Annotated in this window: 13 protein-coding genes; 6 read left to right on the top strand and 7 right to left on the bottom strand. The window is 73.4% G+C overall.

The annotated features are described in order from the left end of the window. The first annotated feature begins 133 nt into the window (after positions 1 to 133). Together AMK29_RS17205 and AMK29_RS17200 are read left to right on the top strand one after the other, a co-directional pair. On the top strand, positions 134 to 739 hold the full coding sequence (locus AMK29_RS17205; RefSeq protein ID WP_073813664.1) for a hypothetical protein: 606 nt from the start codon (positions 134 to 136) through the stop codon (positions 737 to 739). A gap of 84 nt (positions 740 to 823) precedes the next feature. After that, a complete protein-coding gene (locus AMK29_RS17200; protein ID WP_073813662.1) occupies positions 824 to 1,165 on the top strand; it encodes a thioredoxin family protein in 342 nt (113 codons plus the stop codon). 66 nt (positions 1,166 to 1,231) lie between these two features. Here the strand turns inward: AMK29_RS17200 and AMK29_RS17195 are convergent, their stop codons facing one another. Continuing rightward, positions 1,232 to 3,472: a glycoside hydrolase family 9 protein gene (locus AMK29_RS17195; RefSeq protein WP_073813660.1), complete on the bottom strand. Its 2,241-nt coding sequence runs from the start codon at positions 3,470 to 3,472 to the stop codon at positions 1,232 to 1,234. A gap of 315 nt (positions 3,473 to 3,787) precedes the next feature. On the opposite strand from AMK29_RS17195, the gene AMK29_RS17190 reads away from it, so the two are divergent. Both AMK29_RS17190 and AMK29_RS17185 read left to right on the top strand, forming a co-directional pair. Further along, positions 3,788 to 4,924, top strand: a complete 1,137-nt coding sequence (locus AMK29_RS17190; RefSeq protein WP_073813658.1) for a GH12 family glycosyl hydrolase domain-containing protein — start codon at positions 3,788 to 3,790, stop codon at positions 4,922 to 4,924. A 156-nt stretch (positions 4,925 to 5,080) separates the two neighbouring features. After that, on the top strand, positions 5,081 to 6,199 hold the full coding sequence (locus AMK29_RS17185; protein WP_073813656.1) for a lytic polysaccharide monooxygenase: 1,119 nt from the start codon (positions 5,081 to 5,083) through the stop codon (positions 6,197 to 6,199). Between the two features lie 74 nt (positions 6,200 to 6,273). Here the strand turns inward: AMK29_RS17185 and AMK29_RS17180 are convergent, their stop codons facing one another. The 6 genes from AMK29_RS17180 to AMK29_RS17155 all read right to left on the bottom strand — a co-directional run bounded on the left by AMK29_RS17180 (position 6,274) and on the right by AMK29_RS17155 (position 16,168). Next, positions 6,274 to 7,332, bottom strand: a complete 1,059-nt coding sequence (locus AMK29_RS17180; protein ID WP_073813654.1) for a hypothetical protein — start codon at positions 7,330 to 7,332, stop codon at positions 6,274 to 6,276. Positions 7,333 to 7,521: 189 nt separating this feature from the next. After that, positions 7,522 to 8,340, bottom strand: a complete 819-nt coding sequence (locus tag AMK29_RS17175) for a hypothetical protein (RefSeq protein ID WP_073813651.1) — start codon at positions 8,338 to 8,340, stop codon at positions 7,522 to 7,524. Continuing rightward, the gene (locus AMK29_RS17170) at positions 8,340 to 8,969 is read right to left on the bottom strand and encodes a hypothetical protein (protein WP_073813649.1); all 630 of its coding nucleotides are present in this window, start codon (positions 8,967 to 8,969) and stop codon (positions 8,340 to 8,342) included. The genes AMK29_RS17175 and AMK29_RS17170 overlap by 1 nt, the downstream gene beginning before the upstream one ends. A gap of 182 nt (positions 8,970 to 9,151) precedes the next feature. Next, on the bottom strand, positions 9,152 to 10,966 hold the full coding sequence (locus tag AMK29_RS17165) for an ATP-binding SpoIIE family protein phosphatase (protein ID WP_073813647.1): 1,815 nt from the start codon (positions 10,964 to 10,966) through the stop codon (positions 9,152 to 9,154). 256 nt (positions 10,967 to 11,222) lie between these two features. After that, positions 11,223 to 12,224, bottom strand: a complete 1,002-nt coding sequence (locus AMK29_RS17160; RefSeq protein ID WP_073813645.1) for a transcriptional regulator TrmB — start codon at positions 12,222 to 12,224, stop codon at positions 11,223 to 11,225. Between the two features lie 137 nt (positions 12,225 to 12,361). Continuing rightward, positions 12,362 to 16,168, bottom strand: a complete 3,807-nt coding sequence (locus AMK29_RS17155) for a S8 family peptidase (RefSeq protein WP_073813643.1) — start codon at positions 16,166 to 16,168, stop codon at positions 12,362 to 12,364. 326 nt (positions 16,169 to 16,494) lie between these two features. Between AMK29_RS17155 and AMK29_RS17150 the strand changes: the two genes are divergently transcribed. Together AMK29_RS17150 and AMK29_RS17140 are read left to right on the top strand one after the other, a co-directional pair. Beyond that, complete coding sequence (locus AMK29_RS17150; protein WP_073813641.1) at positions 16,495 to 16,908, top strand: DUF7144 family membrane protein; 414 nt, start codon at positions 16,495 to 16,497, stop codon at positions 16,906 to 16,908. Between the two features lie 18 nt (positions 16,909 to 16,926). Then, a complete protein-coding gene (locus AMK29_RS17140; RefSeq protein WP_079196920.1) occupies positions 16,927 to 18,378 on the top strand; it encodes an aldose epimerase family protein in 1,452 nt (483 codons plus the stop codon). Positions 18,379 to 18,394: the final 16 nt, after the last annotated feature.

Genomic DNA, 18,394 nt, shown 5'->3' with positions numbered 1-18,394 from the left:
GATCGCCCGCCTCGTGTCCCGCACGGTCGCCCGTGGGGCGGGGTGGAAGAGTTGAACCCGACGACCGGTCGGCCGGGTCGCGACCGGGGCGGCCGGACCTCCTCGACGTCCTGACCCGAACGGGAGCCCTCCGTTGCGCCTCTACGCCCAGACGCCCGCCCGCCGGACCCGCCAGGTGCTGGTGGACGTGATCGCCGTGGCCCTGATCGCCGCCGCGGTGTGGGCGGCCCTCGCCGTCCGCGAGGTGGTCATGCTACTGGCCGAGCCGGGGCGCACGGTGGAGAGTTCCGGCGACAGCCTCGCCGAGGAGCTCGGCAACGCGGGAGACGCGGCGTCGGACGTACCGCTCATCGGCGACGTCCTGCAGAGGCCGCTGCGGTCCGCGGCCGACGCGAGCTCCGGCCTCGCCGACGCGGGCGCGTCGCTGCAGGACACCGTCGGTCAGGTCGCCGACGTGGTCACCGCGGTCCTCATCGTCGGTCCGGTGCTCGTCGTCCTGCTGCTGTGGCTTCCGCCGCGCCTGCTCTGGATCCGGCGCAGCAGCACCCTGCGCCGGCTCACCGCGGCTCCCGGAGGCGCAGACCTGCTCGCCCTGCGCGCCCTCACCGGACCTCCGGGCGCGCTGGCCGGGCTCCCGGCCCCGCCGGGTGGGTGGGCCGACGCCTGGCGTCACGGGGACCGGCAGGCCATCGGCGACCTCAGCAGGCTCGCGCTCGAGCACGTCGGGCTCCGGCCCTGAGGATCGTCGGGGCCCCGCCCGGTGCGGGCGGGGGCACGGGGGATGATGGGCGCGGAACGACGGAACACGAGGTCAGGAGCTTCCATGGCGAAGCGCGTTCACCAGCCCCGTGAGGACGCGGAGTTCGATTTCATCCTCGGGATGAGCCGAGTCCCGGTCCTCGCGTACTTCATCGGGACATGGCCCAAGGCGATCGAGCCGTGCCGGGCGATGGACCTCGTCGTGGGCGGCATCGCCGAGGAGTACGCGGACCGGCTGACGACCGTCCGCGCCGACATCACCCGCTGCCCGGCCGCGACCGAGCGGTACGGGGTCACCGGGGCCCCGTCCTGCGTCCTGCTGAAGGAGGGAGAGGCGGTGGCGGCGCACGGCCCGGGGACCATGACGAGCGCCGAGGTCCGGGAGTTCCTGGACGGGCACCTCTGAGAGCGCCCCGGTACGGCAGGGCCCCCGACGCGGTGCGTCGGGGGTCCCGTCGGGTGGCGCTCCGGGTCAGCCCTGATCGGCCACGAAGGAGGCCATCCAGGTGAGGGCGGAGTTCCAGTTGATCGTGAGCTCGTTGGTCGACCAGGACTGGATGTCGTCGATGTAGCAGAACTGCCCGGTGCATCCCTGGAGTCTGCTCTGCGCGAGCGGGTCCTGGATGCTCGAGTTGGGTCCGCCGGACAGCGAGCCGACGGGCGGGCGCGGCAGCTTCGGGTCGAGCTGGTGGGCGTACCAGCGGCTGTGCTGGTTCTGGGCGCTGACCTCGCCGTAGCCCGTGACGTACGAGATGTTGAGGGCGTTGCGGCCCAGGACGGAGTCCATGGCCTGGACGGCGCCGTCGCGGTACTTCGCGCCGCCGGTGATGTCGTGGGCGGTGGCCAGGACGACGGCGTTGTTGAGGATCTGGTGCGTGGAGCCCCAGTCGTACCGGTGGCCCTCCGGGGCGTACGGCATGCCGTAGGGGTGGGCTTCCAGCGTGGCCAGGTAGCGGTCGGCTCCCTCGCGTACGGACCGACGGACCTGGTCGCGGCCGGGCAGCCGGTTCGGGACGGTGGCCAGGTCGAGGCGGGCGGGGACGGCCGTGCGCGCCCAGTCGAAGCTGATCGGCCCGAAGATGTCGGCGGTGTGGACCGGGGAGCGCAGGATGTGGTCCTGGAACTCCTTGCCGCCCGTGGTCAGGTACAGCTCGGCGGCCGCCCAGTAGAACTCGTCGCTGACGTCACGGTCGGCGTAGGTGCCGCCGCCGACGCCGTCGCTCTCGGAGGCGAGGACGGCGGGGTGGGCGAGGGCCGCGGCCCAGGCCTTGCGGGCCGCCGCGAGCGCTTCGGCGGCGAACCGGGGGTCGTACGGCCGGTACAGGCGGGCCGCCTGGGCGGCGGTCGCCGCGAGGTTCAGCGTGGCCGCGGTCGTCGGTGGGTGCAGTTCGCGCTTCTGCGGGTCGTCGGAGGGCATCAGGGGCAGGCCCGTCCACTGCTCGTCGTGGATCTTGTGATGCGCCATGCCGGCGAGCGGCTCGCCGTCCGGCACCTGCATCCTCAGCAGGAACTCCATCTCCCAGCGGGCCTCGTCGAGGATGTCCGGGACCTTGTTGCCGCTCTCCGGGATGTTCAGGGTGCCGTCGCCCAGCCGCGCGGCCTGCCCGGTGCGGGCGTGCCGGGCGCGCTCGTAGGTGCTGAGGAGCTGCCAGACGGAGATGCCGCCGTTGACGACGTACTTGCCGTGGTCGCCGGCGTCGTACCAGCCGCCGGTGACATCGAGCGTGTAGTCGCACCCACCCGGCTGGCACGGCACGTTCCCGTCGCCCTGGTTGGGGGCGATGTCGACGTGACCGGCGTCGCGGCCGTACCCGGGGCGCAGGTCGTCGCGGATGGCGACCCCGCTGCGCTGGGTGTAGTAGAACTTCGCCGCGTCCAGGCGGAGCTTCTCGTACGCGGCGGTGCCGATGTCGAAGGGGCGGCTGGTCTCGCCGTCCGCGACCAGGGTGAACCCCTCCCCTGCGCCGCGGTGGTCACCGAAGCGGATCGAGTGGACGTTCTGCCCGGATGAGGGGTCGACACCGCGCGGCACGGTCCAGCCGTGCGCGACGACGGCGCCGGAGGCGTTCTTCAGTTTCCAGGGCAGCCGCTCGGTCGCGTCGGTGACGAGGGTGGCGTTCTTCGGCCCGCGGGGCAGGTAGGCGACCTGGTTGACCCGGACCCGGGGGCCGGTGTCGGGCTCGTACCGCTCCGGCGGTACGCCGCCCAGGAGGGACACGTCGTCCAGGCAGAACCGCCAGGGATCGGCGCCGCCGCCGAGCTGGAAGGCGACCTGGCCCTGCGCGGTGTCCACCGGCGAGGCGAAGGTGTAGGTGTACGTGTCGCCGGAGACGCTCAGTTGCGGAGTGACCTCGTGGTACGTGTCGTACGGCGGCACCTGGAGGCCCACGACCGCACGGACGGCGTTGCCCTGGGGGGCGCCCGTCGCGCGGAAACTGAGCCGGTACGACTCGCCCTTGACGAGCGCGATGTCGTTCTGGCCGACGGCCGCGTCCCAGCGGTTCGTCGTGCCGCCCGGCACCTCGGCGCAGAGTTCGCCGTCGGACGGCGCGACGGTGACGTTGTTCGTCCACCACTCGTCGGTGGCCGAGTCGAAGGTGCCGTTCCTGATCTGCTCGACCTCGTCCGCCCCCGCCGGGCCGGCGGGCACCGCGGTGAGAGCGGTCGCCAGCAGGGCCGTCAGGGACAGCAGGGCGGTTCTGCGTCTGTTCACGTCTGAGCTCCTCGGAGGGGGCGGAGCGACGTGCGGGGGACGAAGCGGCCCGCACGGATGGGAGCGCTCCCATATCGCAGGAGACATAGTCACGCCCGACCGAGGACGCGTCAACGGCCCGGACGGAACGCGCCCGATCCCGGCCCCGACTCGCGCCCGACGCGGCGGAGCGCGTTCGGTTCCGACGGGTTGTCAGGGACACCTCGTGCTCCTACAGTGCCCTGCAAAGCGGCATGGGAGCGCTCCCAGAGACAGCTGTCGAGGACCGCTCCCCTGACCCAGCCCCTCGATCCCCCTCCCGGAGAGGCCCCCCGGATGCGAGCGTCACCGCACCGCCCCAGCACCGCCCGCGCCGTCCTCGGCGCGCTGCTCACCGCCCTCGCCACCGTCGCGGCTCTCGTGGCCGCCGCGCCGGCGGCCCAGGCCGACACCCTGATCTGCGACCAGTACGGCTCGACCACGATCCAGGGCCGCTACGTGGTCCAGAACAACCGCTGGGGCACCGGCGCCGCCCAGTGCGTGACCGCCACGGACACCGGCTTCCGGGTGACCCGTGCCGACGGCGCCGTGCCCACCGACGGCGCCCCCAAGTCGTACCCCTCGGTCTTCAACGGCTGCCACTACACCAACTGTTCGCCGGGGACCGCCCTCCCGGCGCGGCTCAGCGGCATCGCCGGCGCCCCCAGCAGCATCTCGTACGGCTTCGTCGGCGACGCCGTGTACAACGCCTCGTACGACATCTGGCTGGACCCCACCCCCCGGACCGACGGGGTCAACCGGACCGAGATCATGATCTGGTTCCACAAGGTCGGCCCGGTCCAGCCGATCGGCTCACCGGTGGGCAGCACGACCGTGGGCGGGCGCACCTGGCAGGTGTGGACGGGCAGCAACGGTTCCAACGACGTCATCTCGTTCGTCGCGCCGTCGGCCGTCCCCAGCTGGAGCTTCGACGTCATGGACTTCGTCCGGGAGACCGTCTCCCGTGGCATGGCCCAGAACACCTGGTACCTGACCAGTGTCCAGGCCGGCTTCGAGCCGTGGCAGGGCGGCGCCGGGCTCACCGTGAACTCCTTCTCCTCGGCCGTGAACCTCGGCGACCCCGGTCCCGGAGAGCCCGGCCCCGGCGAACCCGGCCCGTCGACCGCCTGCAAGGTGACGTACGCGACGAACGTCTGGACCGGCGGCTTCACCGCCGACGTCACCGTCACCAACACCGGGTCGGCCCCCGTCGACCCGTGGACGCTGTCCTTCACCCTGCCCTCGGGCCAGCGCGTCACCCACGCGTGGAACGCCGCCGTCACCGCGAGCTCCGGGGCCGTGACGGCGACGGGCCTCGCGCACAACGCGCGGATCGCGGCCGGAGCCGGCCAGACCTTCGGCTTCCAGGGCACGTACAGCGGCACGTTCGCGCCGGCGTCGGGGTTCCGCCTCAACGGCGCCACCTGCACCTGATCCGATCCGCGAGCGATACGGATCACCGCCGCGAGCTCCGCCCCCTCCCCTCCCCCGCCCGTACCGGGCACGGGGGCGGGGCTCGCCACGGACCGCCACCGCACGAGGAGAACACCGACCGGAGAACAGTTCCCCCCCCCACGTACAGGAGACACGATGGCTGGACGGAAGAAACGACTCGCCTCCCTGGCAGCGGTCCTCGCGACGCTCCTCGCCGGCATCGGCCTGACCCTCCTGGGCCAGGGCAGTGCGCAGGCGCACGGTGTCACCATGATGCCGGGGTCGCGCACCTACCTCTGCTGGCTGGACGCCAAGACCGGCACCGGCGCCCTGGACCCGACCAACCCCGCGTGCAGGGCGGCGCTCGACGAGAGCGGTGCGAACGCCCTCTACAACTGGTTCGCCGTGCTCGACTCCCAGGCGGGCGGACGCGGAGCCGGGTACGTCCCGGACGGAAAGCTGTGCAGCGCCGGTGACCGGTCGCCGTACGACTTCACCGGGTACAACGCGGCCCGCACCGACTGGCCCCGCACGCATCTGACGTCGGGCAGGACGATCCAGGTCAGGCACAGCAACTGGGCGGCGCACCCGGGCTCCTTCCGGGTGTACCTGTCCAAGCCCGGCTACTCGCCCGCCTCCGAGCTGGGCTGGGACGACCTGGAACTGATCCAGACCGTCACCGATCCCCCGCAGACGGGCTCCCCGGGCACGGACGGCGGCCACTACCACTGGGATCTGAGCCTGCCCGCGGGCCGCTCGGGTGACGCGGTGCTGTTCATCCAGTGGGTGCGCTCGGACAGTCAGGAGAACTTCTTCTCCTGCTCCGACGTCGTCTTCGACGGCGGAAACGGCGAAGTGACCGGCATCCGCGGCTCGGGCGGCACACCCACCCCGACGCCCACACCGACCCCGACGCCGACCCCCACGCCCACTCCCACTCCGACGCCCACCCCCACCGACCCGCACACGGGGTGCATGGCCGTCTACCACGTGACCAACGCCTGGAACGGCGGCTTCCAGGGTTCCGTCGAGGTCATGAACCACGGCACGACTCCACGTGACGGATGGGCCGTGCGATGGACGCCCGGCGCGGGCACCCGGGTCAACAGCCTGTGGAACGGCGCACTGAGCACCGGATCCGACGGCACGCTCACGGTCGGGAACCTCGACTACAACCGGACCGTGCCCCCGAACGGCAGCGTCACCTTCGGGTTCACGGCGACGTCGACCGGCAACGACTTCCCGGTCGGCTCGGTCGTCTGCGTCACCCCGTAGCCGCTGGAGGCAGCGCCGGTTCCCGCCGTCCGGGGGGAACCGGCGCTGTCCGGCCTCCGCGCCGTCGCGGGAGCTCAGCCGGTCGGCAGGCCCAGCCCGTAGAACGTGAGGCTGTAGCCGTCCACGTAGCACGCCTCCCCACCGACGATGAGGTCGGTGGGCTCGCTCACCCCGGCCGCCCTGGCCGTCGCCACGAGCATCTCCGCGAGTGCGCGGCCCTTCGGCTCGCCGGGGCCGCCCGCGTCCACCCGCCACTTCGGGTCGTCGTCGGCGAACACCGCGGCCGTGCGCGGGTGTTCCGCGACCGTGCCCCAGCCGAGGGCGGCCGCGTCGACGTCGTCCGGGACGAAGCAGCCGATCGAGAGCCGGTCGCCGCACACCACCTCGAACAGGAGGGGCGCGCTGCGGCTGTTGCGTCCGTAGAACGGCATCGCGAACCGGACGCCCAGGGCGGTGGCCTCGGCGGGCAGCGCTCCCAGGAAGTCCCCCAGCGACCGGGTGACGGTCTCCCAGCTCCGGGCGGTCCAGCCGCCGGGGAAGCCGAGGCCGATGTTGGCCTCGTCCCGGTTGCTGCCGAAGAAGCCGCTGATCGAGTGTTCCTCACCGACCCCCTGACGCCAGAACCAGTTCTCCGCCGGGTCGGTGGGCTGCAGGACCAGCTCCGGGCCCGCCTTGCCGGCGCGCAGTTCGAGCGTGTTCGCCCTGCCGCGCCAGCGCAGGAAGGGGGCGCCCCAGTCCGGTTCGCTGTCGTAGAAGGGACCCATGTCGCCGTGCGAGCCCATGACGGACGGATCGCCCAGCACCGCGGTCACCTCGTCCTTGGCGGCGCGGAAGGCGGCGGCCTGCGCCGCGGCGTCCGGCGCGGGCGTGGCCAGCGGGACCGCGATCTCCACGTACGACTCGCCGTGGACGTACCGCTTCTCGTACTCGCCGACCGGGCGCGGGCGGGCGTCGCCCGCGGCCCGACCGGTCACCAGGACCGGCCCGTGGGCCCCTTCCTTCCAGACCCATCCCATCTCGGCCCCGGCGGCCTTGACCCCTTCCGGCGTCCAGCCGTCGGTGTCCGCCGCGACGAGCCGCAGGGCGAGCTCCCCGATCGATGCCTGTGCACTGTTTCCCCGTTGCGTGTTCATCCCGCCATCGTCCCCCAGCCGGTGTCGGGCGGTCGCGGCGGGGCGGGGCGTTCCGGGGCGGGGCGAGTGGCACGGGGCTCGTGGGCCGGGGCGCTGGGCTCGCGGTTCCGATGGCCGGGTGCGGGGGCCGTCATGACGGAAGCCCCCGGCTGTCGCGGGGGCTTCCGTCCTGTGCGGTGGTGCTGCCGGTCACGCCCGGAGCAGCCGTTCCGTCACCTCGCGGTAGGTCCGCAGGGTGAGTCGGAGCTGCTCGGTGTCGGGACGCGAGCCACCCGCGTCGCCGTTCACCTGCCAGCCCTTCTGCAACTTCGCCCGACGGTCCTTCAGCGAGGCGATGAGCTGCCGTTCCGCCTCGGCGAGGACCTCGGCCGCCTCGGCGACCGACTCCTGGGGCGAGTCGACGAACCCGGCGAGCGCCTCGTGCAGACGCTGTCCGAGACGGTCGCGTTCGCCGTCGCCGAGCAGCTGCGCGGCCGGGCCGTGGCCGTCGGTGCCGGGCCCGTGTCCCGTACCGGCCGCGGGGCCGGTGGGCCGGTCGGCACCGCCGGGGCCGTGCTCGCCGCCAGGTCGCTCGGCATCGCGGAGGCCGTGTCCGCCGTCGTGGACGCGCCCCGGGCCGTGGCCGTCGCCGGGGACGTGGCCGCCCGGCCGGTCCGTCGTGTCCCGTCCGCGGGGCGCGGCGGGGGTCGCGGTGGGAGCGCTCGTACGGCTCCCGCCGTTCCGGCCCGTGGCGCCGGGGTCTTCGGACGGTACGGCGGACTGGGGCGCCTGCGACAGCGCCACCGGCGGCGACGTGGGCGGGGCGGGCGGCGGCGAGGCGGCCACCGGCGGTGCGGGCGGCGGTGTCGCGAGAGGGCCGGTGCTCCGGGCGGCCGGGGAGGGGACCTCCCCGCATCCGGCGGGCGCCGGGTCGCCGGCGGGCCCCGTCGTTCTTCTGGGGGTCGGCGCGGACGAGCTCTGGGCGATCCCTTCCGCCGCGGCCTCCTGGTCCCGGTTCTCGCGTGCCATCACGCGCCACTTCCCTTCGGCTTGAGGAGGTGCCCGCGGTCATGCCCGGTGATCGGGCGGGTGCGGGCAGGGTCGGTACCGGCCGGGGTCCCGGTCGCTGTCAGGTCCTCGAACAGGGCACGCGCGTGCACCAGCGCCTCGCGCAGCTCCTCGGTGGAGACGGAGGGCGAGTGCGCCGCACGGCGTACCGTGCGCAGGCCCTCGACGTGGTGCGGATGGTGCACCGACAGGGCGGCGAGCTGTTCCTCGGCGCGGTCGGGCTCGGGGAAGCCCCGGGTCGCGGCGATGCGCGTGAGGAGCTCGTCGGCGTCGGCGACGGCCTGCCGCGGGCTGTCGACGAAGCGCTCCTGGAGCACGGTCCAGCGAGCGACGTAGTGCTCGCGGGTCGCCGCCTCCAGCGGCAGGTGCCGGATGCGGCCGTACCGTTCGACCCGCTCGTGCAGGTCGCGGTGGGCGGACTCCTGGTCGTCGCCGTGTCGTGCGAGGGTGCGGCCGTACTCGGGGCCGAAGCGGCGCTTCAGGGCGCGCGCCTCACCGCCCGGGCCCCTGCGGGCCCGCAGCAGCAGGCCCGCCCCGACGAGCGCGGCGACCAGCACCACGATGATGAGAACTACGGTCAGGGTCGACATGGCTGCCTTCCTGGAAGGTGACTCCTGGCTGGCTGTACGTCACTGCTTGCTGGGCGCCCAGGGATTCGCCTTGCCGCTTGTCGTGCGGCCAAACCCGACGCACGTCAGGTCGGTGCCCGACGCGCGTCGGATCGGTCAGGAGGCAGGTCTGTTCCGTTCTCGGGGGCGGGTCCGTCCGGCCTTCAGGAGGGCAGGTTCTGTTCCGCCCAGACGACTTTGCCGGTGACGGTGCGGCAGGAGCCCCAGCGGCGGCACAGCATGTTGATGAGCTGCAGGCCGCGGCCGCCCTCGTCGCTGAGGTCCGCGTGCTGGATCTGGGGCAGGTCGGGGCCCGTGTCCGAGACCTCCACGACGAGGCGCTCGCCGCGCAGCAGCCGGAGCCGGCCGGGGCCGTTGCCGTACCGCAGGGCGTTGCCCACGAGTTCCGACACGACGAGCTCGCACACGTCGGCGAGTTCCGTGAGTTCCCACGCGGCGAGCTGGTCCGTGACCAGGCCCCGGGCGACGGACGCGGCGCGCCCCTCCTGGGGCAGCTGCCACTCGCGCAGGTCGGCCGGGGCGTCCGGCGCGTCGGCGCCCGAGACGTGGGTGGCCACGAGGAGCACGGCCTCGTCGAACCGGGACGCGTCGGCGGGGGCGCACGCGATCAGGCCGCCGTCTGCGAGGGCCCCGGGTGCCAGCCCGCGCGCCGCCGTGCGCAGGCAGTCCAGCTGGTGGTCCAGGTCGGCGTGGCGGGACTTGATGAGGCCGTCGGTGTACATGACGAGGTTGCCGCCGGCCGGGACCTTGAGACGGATCGGGTCGTACGGGATGACTCCCGCGCCGAGCGGCGCGCCGACGGGTACGTCCGCGAACTCGGCGGAGCCCTGCCCGTCGAGGAGCAGCGGGGGCAGGTGCCCCGCGCTGGCCAGCGTGTAGGTGGAGTCGGCCGGGTCGAAAACGGCGCAGAGGAAGGTGGCGACCTGCTCGTCCTCCAGGTCACGTGTGGCGAGGTCGAGCCGGGCCAGGACGCGTTCCGGTGCCATGTCCAGGGTCATCAGGGTGCGGGCCACCGTCCTCAGGCGTCCCATGGTGGCGGCGGCGGGCAGTCCGTGGCCCATGACGTCGCCGACCATGAGGGCCGTCCGTCCGCCGGGCAGGGCCATGACGTCGTACCAGTCGCCGCCCACTCCGTGGTGGGCCGTCGAGGGCGCGTACTCGGCCTGGACGCGCAGCCCGGGGGTCACCGGCGTGGCGCGTGGCAGCAGGGTGCGCTGCAGTGAGACGACGTGCTCGCGCTCGCGCCCGTACAGCCGGGCGTTGTCGATGTAGACGGCGGCCTGGGAGGCGAGCTGTTCGGCCAGGGCGAGGTCGGTGGCCGAGAACGGCGGTCGTCCCCGGCCGCGGACGAAGTCCACGCTGCCGAGCAGCAGCCCGCGGGCGATCAGCGGCACCGCGAGATAGCTGTGCACCCCGGCGGCCCGCATCTTCTTCGCGGCGCTCTCGGTGGGCGCGACCCTGATGAAGTCCTCGTTCCGCATGCGGCTCACGAGGACCGGCTTGCCCTGGCGCAGGCAGTAGCGGTGGAGCAGCGTCTCGTGTGCCTCTTCGGCGCGGGCGGAGGTCTCGCCCACCGGGGTGGGCTCCAGTGAGGACAGTTCCTCGACGGCGCACAGGGCGGTGGCCCGCATGAGGGGGACGCCCGTACCCGTCCAGCGTGAGCCCTCGTCGCCCCGCAGGACGCTCTCCAGGATGTCGACGGCGGCGCCGTCGGCGAGGCCTGGCACGGTGAACTCTGCCAGCTCCTGGGCCGTGCGTTCCAGGTCGAGGGTGGTGCCGATCCGGGAGCCCGCGGAGTTCAGCCAGGCCAGCCGACCGCGGGTGGTGATCCGGTCGAGGGGGACCTCGCCGCCGCTCGGTCCGAGCCGCCTGCGGGCACCGGCCGAGCGGCGCGCCGCCGCGCCTCTCCCGGCCGTGGCACGGCCCGCCAGGCGCCGTCTCCCCTTGCCGCCGTTCACTCTTCCGGCCTCCAGACAGGAACTCGACCGATGTTGGTGCCCAGCATGCACCTGTTCCCGGCCGATCGGGCCGATTCCGGCCGGTCGGCCCGCCAGGATTCGGGCCGGTACGGGCGGGCGGACCGAGGCCGCGGGCCCGATCCCGTACGCGTGCCGTTCGCAGGGGTGGCGCGGCAGGTGGCTCGCGTATCACCAGCATACGGAGGACCGGCCGGTGTCCGGCAACCTCCGGTTGTCAGCCGCGGTCGGTCGCCGCTCATGTGCGGACGGGCTCCGCCCAGCCGTTGCGCACCGCGTGGGCGCCGAGCTGCATGCGGGTCCGTACGCCGGCCAGGTCCATGAGGTGGCGCAGGCGTCGGTGCAGCGTGCGCGCCGACAGACCGAGTTGGGTCGCGGCCGCCAGGTCCGTCAGACCGGCCAGGAGCAGGGCCAGGATCCTGCGGTCGAGGTCGGTGGGGCCGGTCGCCCCGATCTCGACGGTGGGGCCGGTCTCTCCACCGGTGCCCGACAGTTCGAGGGGGAGGGCGTTGCGCCACACCGTCTCGAAGAGCGCGTCCAGCGCGTCCAGCAGGCCGCTGCGGTGCAGCAGCGCGGCGCCGGGCTCGCCCGCCGGGGTGACCGCGAGCGGGACGAGGCCGAGGTCGGCGTCGGCGAGGACGAGTTTCATCGGCAGCTCGTCGGCGACCCGCAGGTGTACGCCCCTGCCCAGGGAGGCGATCGCGTCCTCGATGATGCCCGGTTCGCTGAGCACGGCCCGGTCGAGGACCGCGCGGAAGTGCACGCCCCGGCCGATGGCCACCGGTTCGGCGGTGTTCTCGTCGGGCGGCAGGGCGACGAACGGGGCGGTGATGAAGGAGCGGACCTGGGTGCGGGCCGCCTGCTGCACCTGGAGGAAGCGGTGCCTTATGGCGTCGACGCCCGTGACGACCTCGATCAGGTCGCTGATGCTGCTTCCCGTCATCGCCGCCCGGTGTTCCTCCGCGAAGGTCACCAGGGCGTGCTCGGCCATGCGCAGCCCGTCCCGGCGCTGGCTGATGAGGGCGCCGAGTGCCATGGCGGGCGGCGCGGCGGTGAACCGCTCGTCCGCCGACCTGCTCACCAGGCCCCACTCGACCAGGCGGGTCAGCGCTCTGGCGACGGGGGCGTGCGCGAGGTCGTCGAGGTGGCCGGAGAGCAGGGCGGCGGTGGAACCGGGCCGTCCGAGCAGCGCCCGGTAGACGCGCTCCTCGTCGGGTTCGAGGCCCAGGACATCCAGCATCGGCGACCGACTCCCCTCCACTTGCCGCAGCGGGGAGAGTATGCGCCATGGCGGCAGATCCTGAATAGTCCCTGATGGGAGCAGGTGTGAGGGGAAGGGCCCCGGGGAGTCGCCGCCCCGGGGCCCGACGGCACGGCTCATCGCAGGCCGTACGCCCTGATGATCTCGTTCTTGACGCCGAAGCCGCCGTCCGTCGCGGCGCTCGCGCGGAGCGAGACGAAGCCGCCGGGCTTCCGGGCCGTCCTGAACTCACCGGTCCAGGTGTTGTCGGCGCCCTTGGCCAGGGTCACCTTCTGCCAGCTCGCGCCGTCGTCGTACGAGACGTCCAGCGCCACCGTGGTGACGTGACCCGGCACGGTCCCCAGGTCCGCGGACACCGGTTCGAGGGCGATCCGCTGGGTCGCGCCGGCCTTGATGTCGCCGTGCAGGTCCGACTCCAGGCGGTAGTTCAGGTTCAGCACCGAGAACGGTTCGAAGAAGTCCGAGTCGACGGTGTCGGACACGAAGGTCCACTCGGTGTGGGTGCGGGTCGACAGCCGGAAGAGGTCGGCGGGCCGCTCGGCGTCGAGGACGGTGCGGTAGGGCAGGCGACCGGCCGGCACCTCCACCCACTGCATGTCTCCACTGACGGGGTTGTCGTGGATCAGCGTGTCGCCCTGGAAGACCTGGAGGTGGGACGGTGTCTCCCCCCACGGCAGGTAGCCGCCGAGCCGCATGGAGTCGCTGGCGGAGGCCCATGCCTGCACGTTCCAGGTCATGTGGTTCTGCCAGCGGGAGTTGTAGACCCCGAAGGACTCGCTCTGGCCGGGGCGGGTCGCCGGCGCGAACCAGTCGAGCCGGGTGGTGCTGCCGGGGGCGTAGGTGTTGTCGCCCGAGACCATCGTCCACGGCAGCGGTCCGTCGACGCCCTGGGTGTGGAACTCCCGCCAGACCTGGCCGGGGGTCACCCACTCGGTGCGGGTGCCCGGGTGCCACTCGGTGTCGGGGAAGTTCAGGGACGGGCTGAGGGTGAAGTCGGAGCGGTAGCCCTCCGCGAGGCGGCCGCCGGCGGCCGCGTAGTAGCGGGCGTCGACACGGGCGAGGTCCTTCTGGGACGGCTTGTAGACGAGGGCCCGGCCCGGCACCCGGCCGGGGTAGTCCCGGGTCAGGTCGTAGACGAACGGCGTGTGCTCGGTCTGCTTCACGGTCAGCCTGGTCCTGCCGCTCCGGGCCAGCGCGAGGAGGGCCTTGCCCGCGTCGCGGTGCACGGTGGCGACCGGGAGGGGTGACTCGCCGACGTACTCCATCAGGGGGCCGACACCGTCGTTGACGACGATCAGGGCCTTCGCGCCGGCCGCGGCGGCGGCGTCCGTGCGCTCCTGCGGTGAGACCTCGTCGCTGCGTTCGACGACGGCGATCTTGCCCTTGGCGTCGATCTTCTCGTACGCGGCCGCCGCGCCGTCACCGGCGTGGACGGCCCCCCAGGTGTCCGTGGCGGTGCCGAGGGCGCTGCCCGCCTGCACGGTGGTCTCGAACCGGAGCCGGCCGCCCGGTGTGCTCAGGGCGAGTTGCGGTTCGCCCTTGCGCCAGCGGGTGATCAGGACGAACTCGCCCTGCTTCATGGTCTCCGTGGGCGCGACGTAGACGTCGTCGTAGGTCGGCGGCAGCACGTAGGCGCTGCGGAAGTCCGTGTACGGGTCGTGGCCCGCGTAGTGGACGTTGAAGTCGACCTTGCGCTGGCGGTCCTCGGTGAGCTGCGGCGCCTCCGTCTGCAGCAGGCGCGCCTTGCTCGCGTCGAGCACCACGTCGGCCGAGCCCTTGTCGAGCAGCGTCTCGGGATCGACGAGCACGGCCACTCCCGAGCGGTCCGCCTTCTCACCGGGCACGTCGAGGTAGGCCGCGACGGTGTAGAGGCCGGGGGGCATGCGCAGGGTGGTCCGGCCGTCGACACGGACCGACCAGGGCCAGACGTCTCCGGCCAGGTTGACGGCGACGAGGCCCGAGGCGGGCTTGCCGTCCTTGCCGACCAGCTTGACGGTCAGGTCGTAGCGCTCGTCCTCCTTCAGCAGCGCGACGGAGGTGCGGGTCACCGGCTTCCCGGTCGCCGCGTCGGTGGCGGTCACGTGCCCGACGTGCCGGCCGGGCGCGGCGGCCCTCGGGTCGCCGGTGACCGGGACGGCGGCGGTGCCGCCCGCGGGGACCTTCACCGCGGTGGCTCCCAGGGTGAACGGTCCGCCTTCGGTGGTCAGGGCCAGGTCGAGTGTGACGGCGGTGGTGCCGGTGTTGGTGAAGGTCAGGTCCTTCGTGACGGCGGCGTCGCTCGGCTCGTGGGGCCAGCTGTGGTTGCCGAAGAAGAGCGACCCGGTGGCGCGCACCGCGGTGCGCAGGGCGGCGGCCACGTCGAGACGGCCGGTGCCGACCTCGTACGGCGAGTACCCGCCGTCGAGGCCCCGCGCGGTGCTCGTCAGGTGTTCCTTGAGCTGCGCGCCGGTCCAGTCCGGGTGCCGCTGGGCCAGGATCGCCGCGGCGCCGGCCACGTGCGGGGTGGCCATGGAGGTGCCGCTGATGGTGCGGTAGAGGCCCTCGCCGCCGTCGGTCATCTCCTGCGACCGGGCCGCGGTGATGTCCACTCCGGGGGCCGCGATGTCCGGCTTCATGCCTCCGGAGGTGGCCAGCGGGCCGGTGCTGGAGAAGGACGCGAGCCGGTCCTGCTTGTCCGTGGCGGCCACGGTCAGCGCCGACGTGGCCGCGCCCGGGGCGGAGATGCTCTCCGGACCCGAGTTGCCGGCGGCTATGACGAACAGCGTGCCGTACTGCGCGGACAGGGCGTCGACCGTCTGCGACATCGGGTCGCTGCCGTCGGTGGGATACGAGTTGCCGAGGCTCATGTTGACGACGTCGGCACCGGACTCGGCGGCCCACTGCATGCCCGCCATGACCCAGGAGTCCTGGCCGGAGCCCTCCGCGCCGCCGAGCACCTTGCCGACGAACAGGTCGGCGTCGGGGGCGACGCCCTTGTGGTCGCCGCCGGAGGCGGCGCCGGAGCCGACGATCGTGCCGGCCACGTGCGTGCCGTGCCCGTTGACGTCGGTGACGCCCTCACCGGGCACGAAGCTGGCCGTGCCGTCGATGAGGCCGGCGAAGTCGGGGTGGCCGACGTCGATGCCGGTGTCGAGCACCGCGACCTTGACGCCCTTGCCGGTGTATCCGGCCGCCCAGGCCTCGGGCGCGCCGATGAGCGGCACGCTGTCCTTCAGGCTGGCCTTGACCCGGCCGTCGAGCCACAGTTTGGCCACGCCCGCGCCCAGCGCCGCGCGGCCGGGGGAGCCGCCGCTCCGCGTCGTGCCGGTCCGCGCCTCGCCGGTCTGCGTCGTGTCGCCCTGTGTCCTGCCGTGGGGCGCGACGGTGGTCCAGAAAGTGCGGGACCGGCTCTTCTCGGTGCTGAGCGCGGCGCCGTTGATGCCCTTGAGTGTGCGGGTCAGCCTGCTGCCCCGGGGGGCGGTCGGCTCGACGGCCGCGCGTGACGCCGGCCGGGTGTACGTCGCGATGAGCGGCACCGACGCCGAGTGCGCGTCGTCGTAGCCCATCTCGATGAGGTCGGTGACGTTGAACAGCCTGCGGTCCAGGGCGTCCGCGGCGAGCAGCGCCGCCGCCTCGTCCGGGATGACGAACAGGTCGCCCTGGCTCTCCTGGAGCTTCACACCGCCGACCGCGTCGCGCGGCCGGTCGACGTCGGCGGTCTGCTTGCCGTCGGCCATCGTGGTGACGGTGACGACGTCCCCCGTGACCAGGGTGACCTTGTGGGTCGCCGAGGGCTTCGCGGTGACGGTGGGCTTGCTCGGGGCGGCTTGTGCGGGTGCCTGAAGGACGACGAGCCCCGCTGTCAGGAGGGGCACCGCGGTGGCCGCCGCGATCAGCTGCCGGCGCCTGCGCCGGAGGGAGGCGGCATGAGGGAGGGAGTGCATGCGACGGGTCTATCGACCGGTGAACGGCGTCGTGAAGGCCTCGTGGCGGCAAGTCGTCGCCATGGCAAGCACTTGCCAGCCGGAACCACTCGATTCCGGACGTGAGGGGCACGTGTGCCACGGCCGCACGGGGTGCGCCCCGGCGTGGCGGGAGGGCCGCCGGAAGGTCGGGAGGAGTCGCCGGAAGGTCCGGTGCGCGCGGGCCCGCCCCGCAGGCCGAGGCCCGCCGACATGCGCCGGGTGGCGCCGGGGGTCAGATTGGAGGTATCCGACCCACCGGACGGCGACGCCCGGGCGGGCAGCCGGACGACATGGAGGAACCTGTCATGACGACCCACGCGAGTGCGCCCGGTCGGCGCGACGACACCCACACCAGCGGCTGGCTGGTGTTCGCCGCCGTCATCATGATCTTCAGCGGCATCATGACGCTGCTCGGCGGCATCTCGGCCATCGCCAAGGACGATGTCTTCCTGGCCACTCGTAACTACGTCTACGAGCTCGACCTCACCGGCTGGGGCTGGATCCACCTCATCCTGGGCATCCTGATCACGCTCGTCGGCGTCGCCCTGCTCACGGGCGCCACCTGGGCCAGGGTCGTCGGCGTGGCCCTCGCCGGTATCAGCATGATCGCCAACTTCCTGTGGCTCCCCTACACCCCCTGGTGGGCGCTGGTGATCATCGCCATCGACGCCCTCGTGATCTGGGGGCTGTGCGTCGCGCCCAAGCCGGTGCGCGACTGAGGTCCGGGGCCGGCGCGCGTGGCACCCGCGAACGCGACCGGGGACCTGCCGCGGCTGGTGCTCGTGGTCGGCGTCGCCGGCTCGGGCAAGACGACGGTGGGGCGTCTCCTCGCCGGCCGGCTGGGCTGGGAGTACCGGGACGCCGACACGTTCCACTCCGAAGCCGCCCGCGCCAGGATGGCCGCCGGTCATGCCCTCACGGACAGCGACCGGCGGCCGTGGCTCGCGGCGATCGGGGTGTGGATGGACGAGGCGATCGCCGACGGCCGCAGGGCCGTCGTGACCTGCTCGGCGCTCAAGCGCGCGTACCGGGACACGCTCCTCGCCGGACGCCCGGAGGTCGCCCTGGTGTACCTGCGCGGCTCCCGCGAGCTGTTGAGCGCACGGCTGGCCGGACGGCAGGGCCACTTCTTCCCGGCTGACCTGCTGGAGAGCCAGCTCGCGGACCTCCAGGAGCCGGAGCCCGACGAGCACCCGTTGGTGGCGGAGATCGACCGGCCGCCGGAATCCATCGTCGCGACGCTGCTCGCGCGGCTACCCCGGGCGTCCCCCGGCCCCACGGGCGCGTCGTGGCGACTGGTCCACGGAGCGCAGAGCGCGGTGGTGGTCCAGCTGGGCGGCGCCCTGAGCGCGTACGCGGTGGACGGCCGGCCGCTCCTGGACGGGTCCTCGCCCGGGTCCGCCGTCACGGGCGGCAGGGGCCAGTTGCTCGTCCCCTGGCCCAACCGGGTGCGCGACGGGCGTTACGACTTCGGCGGCAGGAGCCTGCAACTGCCCCTGACGGAGGTGGAGAAGAGCACCGCGATCCACGGTCTGCTCCGCTGGACGCTGTGGGAGCCGCTCGCCCGCGCCGACGACGCGGTGACGCTCGGCACGACGCTCTGTCCTCAGCCCGGATACCCGTTCCTCCTCGATGTCCGGGTCGCGTACCGGCTGGGACCCGAGGGGCTCGGCGTCGCCGTCCACACCACTTGCACCGGTACGGAGCCCGCCCCCTACGGGGTGGGCCAGCACCCCTATCTGACCGTCGGGACCGATCTCGTCGACAGCGCCGTGCTGACCGTCCCCGCCCGGTATGTGCTGCGGACGGACGAGCGGGGGCTGCCGACCGGCCGGGAGCCCGTCGACGGCGGTCCGTACGACTTCCGTGCCGCCCGGCCCATCGGAGATCGGCGCCTGGACACCGCGTTCACCGGGCTCGACCGCGGGCCCGACGGCCGGGCGGTCGTACGGCTGGCGCATCCCTCCGGGCTGCGGGGCGTCGACCTGTGGCTGGGCGAGGGCACCCGCTGCGTACAGGTGTACACCGGGGACACCCTCGCCGAGCCCGAACGGCGGCGGCGCGGTGTCGCCGTGGAGCCGATGTCCTGTCCGCCGGACGCCTTTCGGAGCGGCACGGACCTCGTCGTCCTGGAGCCGGGAGAGACGCATGTGCTCCGGTGGGGCCTGAGCCCCTGGGGGCACGCGTGACGCCGGCCTCGGAGCC

Origin of the sequence: Streptomyces sp. CB02261 (genome assembly GCF_001905665.1) — a bacterium.
In the GTDB taxonomy this organism is placed as follows: domain Bacteria; phylum Actinomycetota; class Actinomycetes; order Streptomycetales; family Streptomycetaceae; genus Streptomyces.
This window is presented reverse-complemented; position numbering and strand designations above follow the sequence as displayed.

Excerpts from the sequence above, each read along its gene's own strand:
- AMK29_RS17200 (WP_073813662.1), top strand. The coding sequence starts at position 824 with ATGGCGAAGCGCGTTCACCAGCCCCGTGAGGACGCGGAGTTCGATTTC.
- AMK29_RS17190 (WP_073813658.1), top strand. The coding sequence starts at position 3,788 with ATGCGAGCGTCACCGCACCGCCCCAGCACCGCCCGCGCCGTCCTCGGC.
- AMK29_RS17185 (WP_073813656.1), top strand. The coding sequence starts at position 5,081 with ATGGCTGGACGGAAGAAACGACTCGCCTCCCTGGCAGCGGTCCTCGCG.
- AMK29_RS17180 (WP_073813654.1), bottom strand. The coding sequence starts at position 7,332 with ATGAACACGCAACGGGGAAACAGTGCACAGGCATCGATCGGGGAGCTC.
- AMK29_RS17175 (WP_073813651.1), bottom strand. The coding sequence starts at position 8,340 with ATGGCACGCGAGAACCGGGACCAGGAGGCCGCGGCGGAAGGGATCGCC.
- AMK29_RS17170 (WP_073813649.1), bottom strand. The coding sequence starts at position 8,969 with ATGTCGACCCTGACCGTAGTTCTCATCATCGTGGTGCTGGTCGCCGCG.
- AMK29_RS17160 (WP_073813645.1), bottom strand. The coding sequence starts at position 12,224 with ATGCTGGATGTCCTGGGCCTCGAACCCGACGAGGAGCGCGTCTACCGG.
- AMK29_RS17155 (WP_073813643.1), bottom strand. The coding sequence starts at position 16,168 with ATGCACTCCCTCCCTCATGCCGCCTCCCTCCGGCGCAGGCGCCGGCAG.
- AMK29_RS17150 (WP_073813641.1), top strand. The coding sequence starts at position 16,495 with ATGACGACCCACGCGAGTGCGCCCGGTCGGCGCGACGACACCCACACC.